At 36.8% G+C, this 13,929-nt stretch carries 12 protein-coding genes; 1 reads left to right on the top strand and 11 read right to left on the bottom strand.

Annotated features, from left to right (window positions below; all coding sequences use genetic code 11):
- The first annotated feature begins 294 nt into the window (after positions 1–294).
- The gene (locus EDF66_RS12935; RefSeq protein WP_021191545.1) at positions 295–654 is read left to right on the top strand and encodes a VOC family protein; all 360 of its coding nucleotides are present in this window, start codon (positions 295–297) and stop codon (positions 652–654) included.
- Between the two features lie 69 nt (positions 655–723).
- Here the strand turns inward: EDF66_RS12935 and EDF66_RS12930 are convergent, their stop codons facing one another.
- The 11 genes from EDF66_RS12930 to EDF66_RS12880 form a co-directional block, all read right to left on the bottom strand.
- The gene (locus EDF66_RS12930) at positions 724–1,638 is read right to left on the bottom strand and encodes a carbohydrate kinase family protein (protein ID WP_132843111.1); all 915 of its coding nucleotides are present in this window, start codon (positions 1,636–1,638) and stop codon (positions 724–726) included.
- Between the two features lie 922 nt (positions 1,639–2,560).
- Positions 2,561–2,821, bottom strand: a complete 261-nt coding sequence (locus EDF66_RS12925; RefSeq protein WP_132843110.1) for a carboxypeptidase-like regulatory domain-containing protein — start codon at positions 2,819–2,821, stop codon at positions 2,561–2,563.
- Between the two features lie 12 nt (positions 2,822–2,833).
- Positions 2,834–3,124, bottom strand: a complete 291-nt coding sequence (locus EDF66_RS12920; RefSeq protein WP_132843108.1) for a hypothetical protein — start codon at positions 3,122–3,124, stop codon at positions 2,834–2,836.
- A 119-nt stretch (positions 3,125–3,243) separates the two neighbouring features.
- Positions 3,244–3,492: a hypothetical protein gene (locus tag EDF66_RS12915; protein WP_132843106.1), complete on the bottom strand. Its 249-nt coding sequence runs from the start codon at positions 3,490–3,492 to the stop codon at positions 3,244–3,246.
- Between the two features lie 815 nt (positions 3,493–4,307).
- Positions 4,308–4,451 carry a hypothetical protein gene (locus EDF66_RS26345; protein WP_243656043.1) on the bottom strand — a complete coding sequence of 48 codons (144 nt, stop codon included), beginning with the start codon at positions 4,449–4,451 and terminating at the stop codon, positions 4,308–4,310.
- A 316-nt stretch (positions 4,452–4,767) separates the two neighbouring features.
- Positions 4,768–7,860: an efflux RND transporter permease subunit gene (locus EDF66_RS12905; RefSeq protein WP_132843104.1), complete on the bottom strand. Its 3,093-nt coding sequence runs from the start codon at positions 7,858–7,860 to the stop codon at positions 4,768–4,770.
- Between the two features lie 3 nt (positions 7,861–7,863).
- A complete protein-coding gene (locus EDF66_RS12900) occupies positions 7,864–8,967 on the bottom strand; it encodes an efflux RND transporter periplasmic adaptor subunit (protein WP_165902437.1) in 1,104 nt (367 codons plus the stop codon).
- A gap of 10 nt (positions 8,968–8,977) precedes the next feature.
- Positions 8,978–10,231 carry a TolC family protein gene (locus EDF66_RS12895; RefSeq protein WP_132771862.1) on the bottom strand — a complete coding sequence of 418 codons (1,254 nt, stop codon included), beginning with the start codon at positions 10,229–10,231 and terminating at the stop codon, positions 8,978–8,980.
- A 68-nt stretch (positions 10,232–10,299) separates the two neighbouring features.
- A complete protein-coding gene (locus tag EDF66_RS12890; RefSeq protein ID WP_132843100.1) occupies positions 10,300–11,634 on the bottom strand; it encodes a sensor histidine kinase in 1,335 nt (444 codons plus the stop codon).
- Positions 11,631–12,311 (bottom strand): response regulator transcription factor, encoded by a 681-nt coding sequence (locus EDF66_RS12885; protein ID WP_021190960.1) that lies wholly within the window; start codon positions 12,309–12,311, stop codon positions 11,631–11,633. Before EDF66_RS12885 ends, EDF66_RS12890 begins: the two co-directional genes overlap by 4 nt.
- Before the next feature lie 145 nt (positions 12,312–12,456).
- Positions 12,457–13,863, bottom strand: coding sequence for a sialate O-acetylesterase (locus tag EDF66_RS12880; RefSeq protein WP_132843099.1), 1,407 nt, complete (start codon positions 13,861–13,863; stop codon positions 12,457–12,459).
- Positions 13,864–13,929 lie beyond the last annotated feature (66 nt).

Here is a 13,929-nt window from a genome sequence, read left to right as displayed (position 1 = left end):
TGTAAACCATCACTTACAATTCGTGGCGTTTCCATTAAAATAAAAAAAAGTTATACTAAACAGACATCTTGAAGAATATTAAACTGTCGAAAAGAATTCTTAAAATGAACTTATAAGTGTCCCTTTCTATAAAAGCTTAATCAGATTAACTTGATCTATAAATATTCTTTATTCTAAAATCATCGCGTAAATTACATAGAATTATTGATCACTTAAGAAGAGGTGCAATCATCGTCGTTTTTTCAGAATTAAATAAGTATAGTACATTATATTTGTATCTATAATCAAAAAATTATGAAAGATACACCTACACAAAAACTCAAGCACGAACAGATCCAATATATTGAATTTTTATCTCAAGATCTTCAACAGATCAAAAATTTTTATACAGCATGTTTCAGTTGGACTTTTACCGATTATGGACCTCACTACACTGCATTTGAAGGTGAATATATTGATGGTGGTTTTACTTTAGGAACTCCTGTAAAGGGAAGTATATTAATTATCCTTTACTCTAAAGCTCTTGAAACAACTCTTGAAAAAGTAATTAAAGCTGGTGGTATAATAACAAAAGAAATCTTCAGCTTCCCTGGTGGGAGACGATTTCAATTTATAGATCCAGATGGCAATGAGCTGGCCGTTTGGTCAGAATAAACTAAACATGCAGGCCTGTATTGATGAACCAAATAAACACAGGCCTGCATGAAAATAATAGCTTAACCTCTAATCTTTATGTGCTGATTCTTTTTGAAAAGCAATAAAATCTGCCTTAGAATAATCTGGGCATGCTCCCTCTCGAGCAGTAACAAATGCTCCCAGTGAAACAGCTTGATTCATAATTTCAATTGCTGAACTTCCTTTTTCAAACCTTTTTGATAAAAATCCCGCCAAAAAGGAGTCTCCACTACCAACAGTATCTTTTACTTCAATAGGGATCGTCGATATGGAATAAAAATCATGATGATCAGCATAGAGTGCTCCTTTACTTCCTTTGGATACAATAACTTCGTTCATCCTGAAAGTGTCCTGTAGGAAACTTACACAATCCTCTTCTGTCGTATAGGACTTACCCATAAAGTCAATCATCATACGTAACTCGGCTTTATTAAATTTTGCTAACTGTGTTTTATGCAACAGATCTTTTATCACATGTACATCATAGTGTGGTGCTCGCAGATTGATATCAAATACATTGTAAGAACTATTTTCAAGCAACTCAAATAATGTATTCTTAGACTGGGTATTACGAGTGGCCAGTGTACCAAAAACCAATGCATCCGATTCATTAACCATTGCTTGATTAATAGCATTCACTTCAATATAATCCCATGCAACCTCCCGGACAATATCATAATGTGCATCATTATGTTCATCGATAGTCGCAACAACTGTGCTCGTAGGATAAGCACTATTCACCTGTATGCCAGTAGAATGTATTTTCCAATCTTCGATTTTCTGCAGCAATTCACGACCTAATTCGTCATCTCCTACGCTGCTTATCATATTGACCTCAACCCCCATTTTAGACAAGTGATAAGCGACATTAAAGGGGGCTCCCCCAGCTCTTCTATCTCCTCCAGGGAATATGTCCCACAGTACTTCGCCGAAACAGGCTATTTTATTTTTTTTATCGATCATTCCAATTTCTTATTTCCAAAAAATGAGCTACCACTCATTCAAATCCCCCCGTACTCTCAGTATACACTAATTTATCAAAATATTTCCTATTGTCTATTTTATTTTTCTTTTGATAATCATATGGATGCTCTTTTGTGCTGTGGTATCCTTCACAGAAGTATACATATCGTGGAGTTGAACTTTTCGTTCCAAATCCCTTATTACGGAGCTTCCGCCACGCAGATTTTTCCAACCATTTGAGAATCCTCTATTTAAGCCAATGAATAAAGAAAGTCGATTCCGCTTTACTGCTAAACCGTACCTTACCGGTTGCTCGGCATTTTCGTCTCTCGACTACTTCATTAATTTCAAGCCTGTAAATCACCGTGTCTAAAAACTGTTTAAAACTGCTTATCATGTTTTCTGCTTTCAATCATTGCGATCTTATTTTTCTGATCTTCAGGGCAAAAACTAAATATTCCTTTCTCCTCGTACAAAAGCACCCCAAAATTATTAATAGCACTATAAACCTCTTCTTTAGGGCTCTGATAATATACGGCTACCGTGACTAACTAATTGGGTACACAATCCCATCGCTTTATCGTAAACCCTTCCAAACGGCTCATTTCTTCTACAAAAGCTACTAAGGGAATATTTTTATAGATCCGCACTTTACGAGTCTATATTTTATCAATTTCAATATCCATATTAGGGCCGATAAAAAGTATATATACCTGAAAACAAAAACTATACAATCTTCCTACCAGCAACACCCCCATATCACCTGGTAAATTCAGCGCCTCACTCTTCTTAAGATTGTACGAATATAGAACCAACTTCCCTGTCATTCTTTCTTTAGGTATTTTTGGCACCCGACAGACACCACTTCCACCTCTTCAATCTGATCTTACAAATGGTTTAGTTGCATGTGCAATAATATACTTTAATTATAATTCAACTCTTGGGTTTTATAGCCGACAGAAGTCAACTTCACTTTACCATTGCGTTGGGATACGGTCATACTGAACATGCCATCTTTATTGGTCGATGTCTTCATATTATCCGATTCAACACGCCCGCATAGAGCTTGTAACGGCTTTTTATCTACAGCAGAAATAACCTTTCCCTGCAACACATAATTCTGCTTACTCAGGAATTGTGTGGATACCGATCCGAAAGTCATCAACTGCAATAAAAGCAACACTGCTGAAAACCCTTATTTTAGCAACCGCTTTCCAAAACGCTCATTCACAACATCTCTTACACCCCCATGCATTTGATTTGAAAAGCTTTTTAAGCGATTAGACAGGTTATTAAAGCAAAACCAGCCATAGACCTGACTAAATGAAATCAATCGCTTAAAACTTCTTATTTTAAATAAAGTGCTTTCAATGTAGGGATTAAGTATGGATGAAGCATAGATAAAGCGTTGATAGTGCGTTAGTAGTGCGTAAACGGGTACCGTTTTACGCACTATCCATGCTTTACCAGTACTTAGCATACGCATTACGGACGCTTGAGCTACACACCAAACCCTCTTGAGCGAGATCTTACAAATAGATCGACCATGATGCGGAAAACGACTGTTTTGATCAGCATTTGTTTTAGCCTTCTTTTAACCTCGTACTAAGTTTCCCAGTAACTGCATAACACTTTCAATGTAGCTACACCGTCCTTTCCCTTGTGCATCGACAGCCGGAAATAAAACAATGTCCGAAACAGGTTAAAAGCAGGTATATAGCGTGTACCTCCCGGACAATGCGTTGATTTGCTGTTTGCCACATCCAGCAAACTTCTACTAACTTTTTTTTCCTTTTCTTCACCTCTTTTTATACTTCCACTTGACTTTTGTTCGACCGTGCTTCGACTTTTCATGCACTGTAGCCGATGAAATACCGATGCCGACTCGAAGCTCAGTCGAAGAAACTTAGAAGTTGGTGTTAAATTGGTTAAGAAAAAATCAGAATTTATTCTGCTTGATCTCTTTGCGATGGTCTTTGTCCGCTTATTTATTGCTAATCCATTACCGTTTGTTTGGTATTTGATTACCGAATCGTTGCCATTTATAGGCCGTTTCTTTGATAATTCTAGGCTTCTGCATATGACCTGCGTTACACCTTACTTGCTTATTCTCTGCTGTTTTGTTGCTTATTCTTTGCTTATTTAGCAATAAATAGCCAGAGAAATGGTAATCCAGTCCTGAGTCGGCTATAACCTTATCTCCAACCATAAGCGAACCTTCACCGAAGGTACATTTACTGCTAAAAATTACGTTAGTTGCTTCTGCAATATTATTATTTACTACATTTTAGTTACAGGATATTCAGGTAATTCCTCCTGCTTTCTACTCAACAGAAATCCTTTCCTATCAGATTTCAATAGCTTACGGAGATATCCCCAGAACTTGATTATATCGTGTATAGTTTTGTTTATTATTTTGATTTTTTAGGCAAAAAGCCGCCCCTTTTCATCTCGAGGTATTATTGACACGTTTAATGTGTCAATAATACCTCGGGGGCATCCGGAGTTCACAGGTAGAAATTCTATTTTAATATTATTTCTAAGATTAATGCTTAGTTTTCTTCAACGACAACTTTAGCTTTCATGATCATCATCCGCTGTTCGTTAAAAATCAAGTCGAAAGATTTACCTACTATGTTCAATACTTTGCGACTACCTTTTACGATTGTTTATCTTTCTAAGTTCTCTTCTATTCCGAAGTACTTGTTGAGATCGTTAAGTATCCGTTGTCTATATTCTTCCCATTCAAAAGCATGAAGATTACTATTAGCTCCAATAGCAACTTCTGTCCCAACATAAAAAAAGATAGCCACTACCCCTAAGGCAAAATGTCGAAATGACCGAATGCTCCTTTCTCGTTTTTCACCAGATTCAGCTCGGGTATTGGCGATATCAGGTAAATGGATGCGTTTGGTAATAAGATGTCACTAAGACCAAACACAAAATCATAAACGGAAATAGCAATTGTTTGATGTCAACATTCACTAGAAGAACCTCTTCCAAAAGAAAGAAAAAAGATAGGTTTTAAGGTAAGCTCTTCAGATTGATCGGCATCACCTTATTCTACATAAAAAGATCTCCAAAAGCACGAAACTATTGGAGATCTTTTAGTTAAAAAGCTAATTGCCCTTAGACCTTCTCTTTGCGATAAGCCAGATAAAAAACAACTGGTAAAATAGTAAATGACAGTACAAGACAAATCAGCAGTCCACCTACGATCATAATGGCAAGTGGTTTCTGGATTTCAGAACCCATACCTGTTGATAAAGCTGCGGGCAATAAACCCATTGACCCCATTAAGGCGATCATAACAACAGGCCTGATCCGGCTTCGGACACCATGTATAATGGAATCTTTCAACTTCATTTTATGTCTGAGGTTATCTCTGATAACACCAATAAGTACAATACCATCAATCGTAGCCACTCCAAATAAAATGATGAAACCGATACCTGCTGATATCCCAAAGATGGTGCCTGTGGCCCAAAGAGAAATAAATCCTCCAATAAAGGCAAAAGGTAATGTGAGAGAAGCAATGGCTGTATCTTTTATATTTCCAAAATTGGCATATAGTAACAATAAAATCAGCACTAAAGAGATAGGAACTACTAAAGCTAACTGTTTAGCGGCACGCTCTTTACTTTCAAATTCTCCTGCCCACTCCATATGATTTTCTTTTGGTAGACTTACTTCTGCGGCTACTACCTGCTTCGCTTCTGCAATCGTACTTCCTAAGTCACGGCCATCGATACTAAATCCGACACCGATATAGCGGCTATTGCCTTCACGATATATAAATGCAGGCCCCGTTTGATAATTGATACTCGCAATCTCCTGCAATGGGATATTCTGTCCGTTACTGGTCGGTATTAAAATTTGACCAATTTTAGTTGGGGTATCACGATAAGCTTCTTGAAAACGAAGGATGACATCAAACTGTCGATCACCTTCATAAAAAGTTGTCGCAGCCTGTCCTCCGATCGTCATTTCAATAACAGCCTGAACATCTCGAGTCTGAATCCCATATTTTGCCATCTTGGAATCGTGCAACTGTATTTTGAGTTCTGGCAGTCCGATATTCTTATACACATTGATATCGGCTATACCCTTAACTTTTGCAATAGATGTGGCTACTTTATTGGCATATTTTTCTAAATCATAGAGATCATCACCAAAAATTTTGATAACCAAAGAGCTCTTCACACCTGCGACATATTCCTCCACATTGTCTTGAATCGGTTGACTGAATCCAAATGTAATACCGGGATAATGATGCAATTTGGTACGCATTTCTTGAATAATATCTTCTTTAGATACTTTTCTTTTCCATTCGCCGGCATCTTTCAGTTGAACATTGAACTCAATATTGAAGAACCCCGTCGGATCTGTCCCATCATTTGGCCGACCTGTTTGCGTCAAAATAAAATCGATTTCTTCGCAATCTTTTTGCATTAAATCTTTCATTTCTGCGGTCAAACGGGTAGATTCTTTCAAATTGACACTATTGGGCAGTGTTGCACGGATGTAAATCGCTCCCTCATTGAGTTTGGGTAAAAATTCGGATCCATAATGCATAAATTTGAAAAGACATAAAGCTAAAATACCTAAAAATAGACCTATAGTTGTTCTTTTATAGCGGAATGCTACGGCATACATCCCGAAAATTGTTTTCTGAAAAAATCGGGTGATCACATTTTCTTTCTCGTCGATATTTTTGGTAAACAACAATTTACACATCGCTGGAACATAGGTCAAACTTAATATCAGAGAACCAAGTAAAGCATAACCCAACGTAAATGCTAAAGGAGTAAACATTTTTCCTTCCACTTTTTGAAAAGAAAAAATAGGCAGTAGTGCAACAATCAGAATAATCAATGCAAAGAAGATGTAAGAAGCTACACTACCAGCACTTTTCTTGATCACCCCTAGCTTACTCATTTTAGCAAAACGCTCGGGTCCTACTTTGTGTGATAACGTAGCCATGGCTACAAATACAGTCTCTACAATAACAAGCGTCCCTTCAAGCAATAAACCAAAATCTAAAGAACCCATAGATATTAGGTTGGCCGGCAGTCCTTGAATTTTCAGCATGATAATAGCAAACAGGAATGCAAGCGGAATGACCGAAGCAACAATAAAGGTTGACTTCCAATTGTAAAGAAAGATAAATACAATCAGTGAAACCAACAGAATACCTTCAACCAGATTTTTAGATACTGTTTTCACCGTATTGTCCACCAATTTGGTTCTGTCGATAACGGTTTCAATCTTTACATTATCAGGTAATGTCCGCTCATTAAGTTCTGTAATTTTTGCTCTCAGATTTTCAATAACAGCTGACGGGTTTTCTCCACGCAACATAACCACAATTCCTTCAACCATATCATTGTTCTCGTTATATCCTACCTGCCCCAGACGAGGTTTATGCGAAACAACGACTTCAGCAACATTTTTAATCAATATTGGCGTAGAACCGTTTAATTTGATTGTGATATTCCCAATATCTTCAATTTTATCCAATAGACCTACTCCACGTACTACATAAGCCTGACTTCCCTGTTCGATGACATCACCACCGACATTCACATTTGATTTCGATACAGCCTCATAGACATCTAATGGAGAAAGGTCGAAATTTTTGAGTTCTGTCGGATTAATTTTGATTTCATAAGTCTTCTCTTCACCACCAAAACTCACAACATCGGCAACTCCAGGTACAGAAAGCAACTCACGTTCAATAACCCAGTCCTGAATAGCGGTTACTTCTTTCAATGGAAGATCACTTTTAATCACATACCTAAAAATCTCTCCTGTTGCACCCGAAGGAGGTTCAATCTCAGCACTTGCTCCTTCGGGTAAATTGACCCCGCTTAATTTGTTGGAAACATATTGCTGTGCATAAAAATCATCAACTCCGTCTTCAAATTGCACCGTAACAACTGATAATCCAAATAAAGATATGGAACGAATGTTGGATTTATGCGGGATACTATTCATCACCTTTGATATAGGCAAAGTAACCAGCTTTTCCATCTCCTCTGCACTTCTTCCAGGCCATTGTGTAATAATACGGCCACGAGTACTCGTTACGTCGGGAAATGCTTCAATAGCTGTATCTCGTAGCGCATAGACACCTCCAAACAGCAATGCTAAGGTTGCAAAAAGAATAAAGGTTGTATTTCGCAACGAGAAGGTCACGATATTTTGAACTAACTTTTGCATACCTTAGGGATTTAACTGTTCAAATAATAACAAAGCGTTTTTACTGATGATCTGTTCGCCTTCATCAAATTTTTCTTGAACAAATGTATACTGCTCATTGGAAGAAATTGTCGTGATACGTTTTGTAGAAATAGCACAGTCATTTTTATAAATAACGACATATTCTTTATTGTTGTGAAAGACAATGGCGCCATTAGGAACAGCATAAGCTTGTGCACCTCCATTGGATTTATCAATAATGATATCGGCCGCTAAACCTGGCATCAATTGTAGATTTTGATTCTCCAGTACCACACGAGCTTTTAATACATGCTCATTGTCATCAAACACATGATATATTTTATCAATTTTTCCAGCATAAAAAATATCGGGCTGTGCGATAGTTTTTACCTTTACCGCATCACCTTCTTTGATGTATTTTAAATTGTTTGCATAAATATTAACCATCACCCAAACTTGCTTCAGATTAGAAATCGAAAAAAGCGGATCCTGGTCTGTTGAAATACTTTGTCCAACACTTACCGCTTTTTGAATAATATAACCATTCTTAGGCGCTACAATTTCAAATGATCCCTGTCCTTTTGCGCGATACATTTTTAATATCTGCTGAACTTTATCCAATTCAATTTTTAAACTGGCTAATTCATGTTCGCTGGTCAGAACCTCCGATCCTGCTACCATACCGTCCTGCAACAGTTCTTTTTTGGTCTGCAACTGCTTAGTCGCCATTACAATTTGATTTTGTAAATTACGCTGTTCCTGAAAGAGTTCCTGAACATGTGTCGATTTAATCGTCGCCAATATTTGGCCAGCTTTAACATAATCTCCCAATTCAAATCCAACACTTTCAACTGTACCTTCCAATAAACTTCTAAAGGCAACTAGATCATTTTCATTATAATCAATTTTACCAGAAAGCGATAATTGTTCCGTAATGGGTAATAAAGCGATCGGGCTTATGGTCGTTGTTTTTTTCATCTGTTCACTGAGACAGAATTTGGTGGTATCGGCTATACCTTCAGTTGTATTTGAAGTGGCATCGGCACTGCATCCCGATAGCAATTTCATAAAAATGACCATCGGTAAATATATAAGTTTGGTTTTCATCGTCATCTTTCTAAAATTTTTGTCCGGTTAAATATTGTAATTGCGCATGTGCCATTTGATAAGCTAAAGTCATATCAACAATACCCGTTTCGGTTTCCTGATAAGCTTCTATAAAATCAATAAACTCCAATAAAGTGATCTGTTTCTTCTGTAAATGTTTTTGGTAGTTAGCAATCATAGCTTTGCGTTCTTCCGAAGCAATATTTTTTGATTTTAATAAAGTAACTTCATATAGCGCAACTTGATACTGTAAATCTTTGAGCTGTCCTTTCAATTGACTGAGTAACACATTTTGTTGCGATTCAGCATGTTTTGCCATACTTTCGGCGGCTTTTATATTTCCCTTATTTCGGTTCCAAATAGGTAAGTCCATGCTAACTCCAGCACCTACAAAATCACGCATAATATTTCCACCACGATCATAACTTAATTGAAATGTTAGATTGGGCGTTCTTTCAGCTTTTTCGATCAAAAGCTGTTGCTTTGCCTTATCACGTTCGTTGATTTGTTTTTGATAACCAATATTTTGATCTAATAACTGATGCTCAATATCAAGGGGTATTTTTTGAGATAAATTTAACGGCACCTCAGATTGTTCAATTTGCAGATTTTCAATCGTTTCATTCTGAGTCAAAACTTTAATCTTTGTCAACCAATTATTTTTGTCGGCATAAAGTTCCACACGATCTTTTTCAAAATTGATAAGCGCAGCTTGAATACGGAGGTAATCAGATTTAGGAATATTATTGAGGTCGGATTGACGTTTATATTGATTTTCCAAATTCTGATAGAGATTTACAATGGAATCCACGAGCGACTCTTTTCGGGAGACAGCCATATAGCTCCAATATGCTTCATCTAACTCAAATTGTAATTCACGAAGTAATTCTTCATAATCAAGTAAAGCATCTTTCCTTTCTAAGGATTTAAGACTGATTCTTTTTTTACGTTTTCCGGCAGTTTCAATCAGCTGTTCTAATTCTACCGCGACTTGCTGTTGTTGCCCGTATTTTCCAAACAGATAAGGTAAAGTCTCTGAGGTACCATTTTTCCAAAGATTGACTTCACTAATACTTAGAGTAGGATTAGACCATAATTTTTCCTGTACGACCAATGCATCTGAAGCAGCTATCTGATACTTTTGAGCAATAAGTTGTCCATTGTTCTGCAGAAGCATATCCTTCAATGCCTGTAACGAATACGTCTGTGCCCGCGATTGACCAACTGTCAATAGAAAAACACCTATAAACCAATATATCTTCACTATTTATTATTTTTAGCAAAGCTAGGCTTAGAAGATTAACAGGAATTTCGAAGTAGATTAGAATTTGATTAGAAATACAACGAGACGATTGTCCCTTTTGTACTAGAACTGATATCCATACGAATGTGATGGAGTTTAAAAATAACATTCGCTAACGATAGACCAATCCCTTTACCCGTATAACCATGTGCATTTTCACCTCTATAAAAATTTTCGGTCACGCGAATAAGTTCCTCTGGCAGAATACCTATTCCTTGGTCGATGATTTCAACAAGCAATTTACCACTATGGGATTTGAGATGAACAACGATAGGTTGATTATTGGAATACTTGACAGCATTTAAAATTATATTTTGAACAGCAAGCTGTAACAGCTTATCATTCGCATCGATTTTTAATATATCGGTATCTGCAACCTGGATATCAACACTGATCTGGGCACCATGTACTAAGGTAAGTTGCTCAATAATTTCCCAAAGTACTTCATCAATACGTATGATCTTAGTCTCAAAATTAGTCTTTGCGCCCGATAGAATCATCATATGATCGATCGTATCACGGAGATCTTCGGTATAACGTTTCAGCTGTAAATTGACGAGCTCATGCTCTTCGACAGTTCTAGGCTTTTGTTTACTCACTTCCAATGTCCCTAAAATCGCGGCAAGGGGTGTTCGCAATTCATGAGAAACATAATCGATAAAATTTTTTTGAATGGAAAAGGTTTGGCTTAGCTTTTCAACAAAGTGATTGTAGGTATCAACCAATTCCTGTACCTCTTGATAGGATTTATTTAATACAATGGGTTCATTGAAATTTTGATTGTCTTTTTTCTTAATCTGACTGATCATCTTGAGGATTGGATCATAAGCAATATTTCCAAGAAACTGCGAGAAAATCAGGATCAAAATCAATCCGATTAATGAAACAGCCAGCAAGATATGTAGCAATAGTTTCATCTGATCTTGAAATTCGACTGTTGATGCCCGAGTTACAATAACAAAATCACCTTCATTATCATGATAAAAAAGTCCATTATAAAAAAAAGCATCTGTTTTAAGTTGTGCTTCATCCTGTTTACGTACCAAATCGAAAAAATCTGAAGAAACTGGAGCATCGTCCTCCATCAGTCCATCATAGCGTCTATTAAGGGAGTCCACAACCAGTATATTGCGTTTAGAAATATTCTTCTGAAGTTGATTTTTAATCGATTCATGTTCGATAAATGATACCTCGTCTTTCTCCAGATAAAATAGAGCAGATAAGAGGGTCTTACTCTCCAGATTCCGAAATTCCTGGCTTTCCATCTTAGTATAAAAAGACACATAGATGATCGTCGAGGCAATCAAAATAATCACTCCAAAGATGATAGCTGCATATATAGAAAGTCGGTTCTTTAAATTCATTGTTCTAACTTAAATAGATACCCTACTCCTTTTACAGTAAAAATATATTTTTGATTTTTTTCTACCTTATTGCGGACATAGGAAATATATACATCAACAACATTGGTCTGATTGTCAAAGTTAATTCCCCATACTGCATTGAGGATCTGAATTCGGCTAACCGCTTTATTCTGATTTTCCACCAAGTACATCAAGAGTTTAAATTCTCGAGGTGATAATTCCACCTCCTGTCCCCCATCAAACACCTTATATTGATCTTTGTCGATCATGAGTGATCCGATCTGTATACATTGGCTTTTTTTAACGTCAAAGCCAATCTGACTCCGACGGGTCAGTGCTTTAATCCGAGATAATAATTCATCAAAGTGAAATGGTTTGGTCAGGTAATCATCAGCCCCAATATCTAAAGAATCGACCTTATCTTGTACCGTGTTTAATGCACTCAACATTAAGACAGGTGCACGGCAATCTTTATAGCGCAAAGTACTGACCAGTTGTCTACCATCCATTCCCGGAAGCATAATATCAATAATCAAGAGATCCCATGCTATATTGAGGTAATTAGCAATGACTTCTTCTGCAGACCGACATAACGTAACCAAATAGCCGTTTTCTTCTAATCCTTTAATTAGAAAATCACTGATCCGTTTATCATCCTCCACAACTAATATCTGCATAGTAATTTACTTTAATTCACAAATTTAAAGAAAGGTTAGAGGAAATTAAACAGAAATATGAATATCTAATGAAATTCTAATCTAAAGAAGTAGCGGTGCAAATAGATTTCTGATGCTAACAAGCAACCATCAGAAATCTATTTCATTATTTCAAGGGGCTTGTATCAATTTCCCAATTATCTGTTCTAAATGGCGCCATTGGAAGATTATTTTTAGTAAAAATATTTCCGATTCCAGTGTTACTAAACTGATAGCGTACCGCTACAGGAGCCTTCACTTGTTTATTGGAGACAAGGAGTTGATTTCCTTTTATTTTAACTGTTGCAGGATAGAATACTTTATCCGCTCCAGCAATAAAAAGCTCCTTTGGTTGATCTCCTTTTAAAACTAATCCTGATGTAGCATAATCAAAGTCGAGGATAGCTTCTTTATCTTTTATTGTTAATGATTTAAACATCGGGCTTTTGTGCGCATCTTTCTTAAGACCATAGGTTTCTACTAAAGCGAGGTTTGCCAATCTTAGACCTACATCTTTTTTATTTGTAGGGTGAATATTCAACGTATCTGTGACTAAATCTGAAATTACCACCATTCCTGTATTTTTTGTAGTAAGGTTTTTAGCCTGCGCTTCTCTCAATAAAGCTCCGACACCATGTCTTTCATAACGAAATGGTGCAATCTGTACATAATAAAATGGAAATTCTTTATTCCATGCCTTACGCCATGATCCAACCATCGTATTGATCAATTCCGTATACGTAGATGCTGTCTCTTTATTACTTTCACCCTGATACCAGATGGTACCTGCTATTTTATAATTGACAAGTGGAGCAATCATGGCATTGTAAGCATATCCTGGCAATACAGGCCACCATGCTGTAGGTTTATTGTTAGTTGCCGCTTCTTTCAGAACCGTATTATTATCCACCAACTCTTCGGGAGTCCACACTTCAGCAGGTGTACCGCCCCAATTACTACCGATCAATCCAATTGGAACATCTAAATCTTCGTTGAGATGTTTACCAAAATAATATCCAACCGCACTAAAATTCTTAATGGTGTTGCTATCACATATAGACCAATTTCCTTCATTATTGTCCTGTGGTGTATTTGAAGTTGTTTTTGGGATATTAAAGAGTCTAATGTTGCGTTTATTAAGTTCTGAAAACTCATCTTTTATACTTGTGATACCTTGGTTATACGACCATTCCATATTAGATTGACCGCTACATACCCACACTTCTCCGATCAATATATTGTCAAGGACTATTTTGTTGCCACCTTGAAGTGTAATGTTGTAAGGTCCGCCAGCCTGTGGCGTCTGGATATCGATCTGCCATCTTGCATTACCGTCCGTTACACTTTCAATAAGTTTATTATCCCACGAAGTAGTGATTTTAATCTTTTCACCCGGCTCTGCCCATCCCCATAACTTGGTGGTTGATTTTTGCTGCAACACCATATTACTCCCTAAAATATTAGGAAGCCGAATTTTTGCATAGGATGTCGCTGTGAACAAAAAAAGGATACTGGCTAGCAAGTATTTTTTCATTTATTAGTATTTAGGTTTACTTTATGTAGCACTAAATATAGTGAAAATTAATACAAAAGAGACTAA

This window comes from Sphingobacterium sp. JUb20, assembly GCF_004342035.1.
GTDB classification, from domain to species: domain Bacteria; phylum Bacteroidota; class Bacteroidia; order Sphingobacteriales; family Sphingobacteriaceae; genus Sphingobacterium; species Sphingobacterium anhuiense.
The sequence above is the reverse complement of the archived record's forward strand: the minus strand, read 5'-3'. Positions and strand labels throughout refer to the sequence as shown.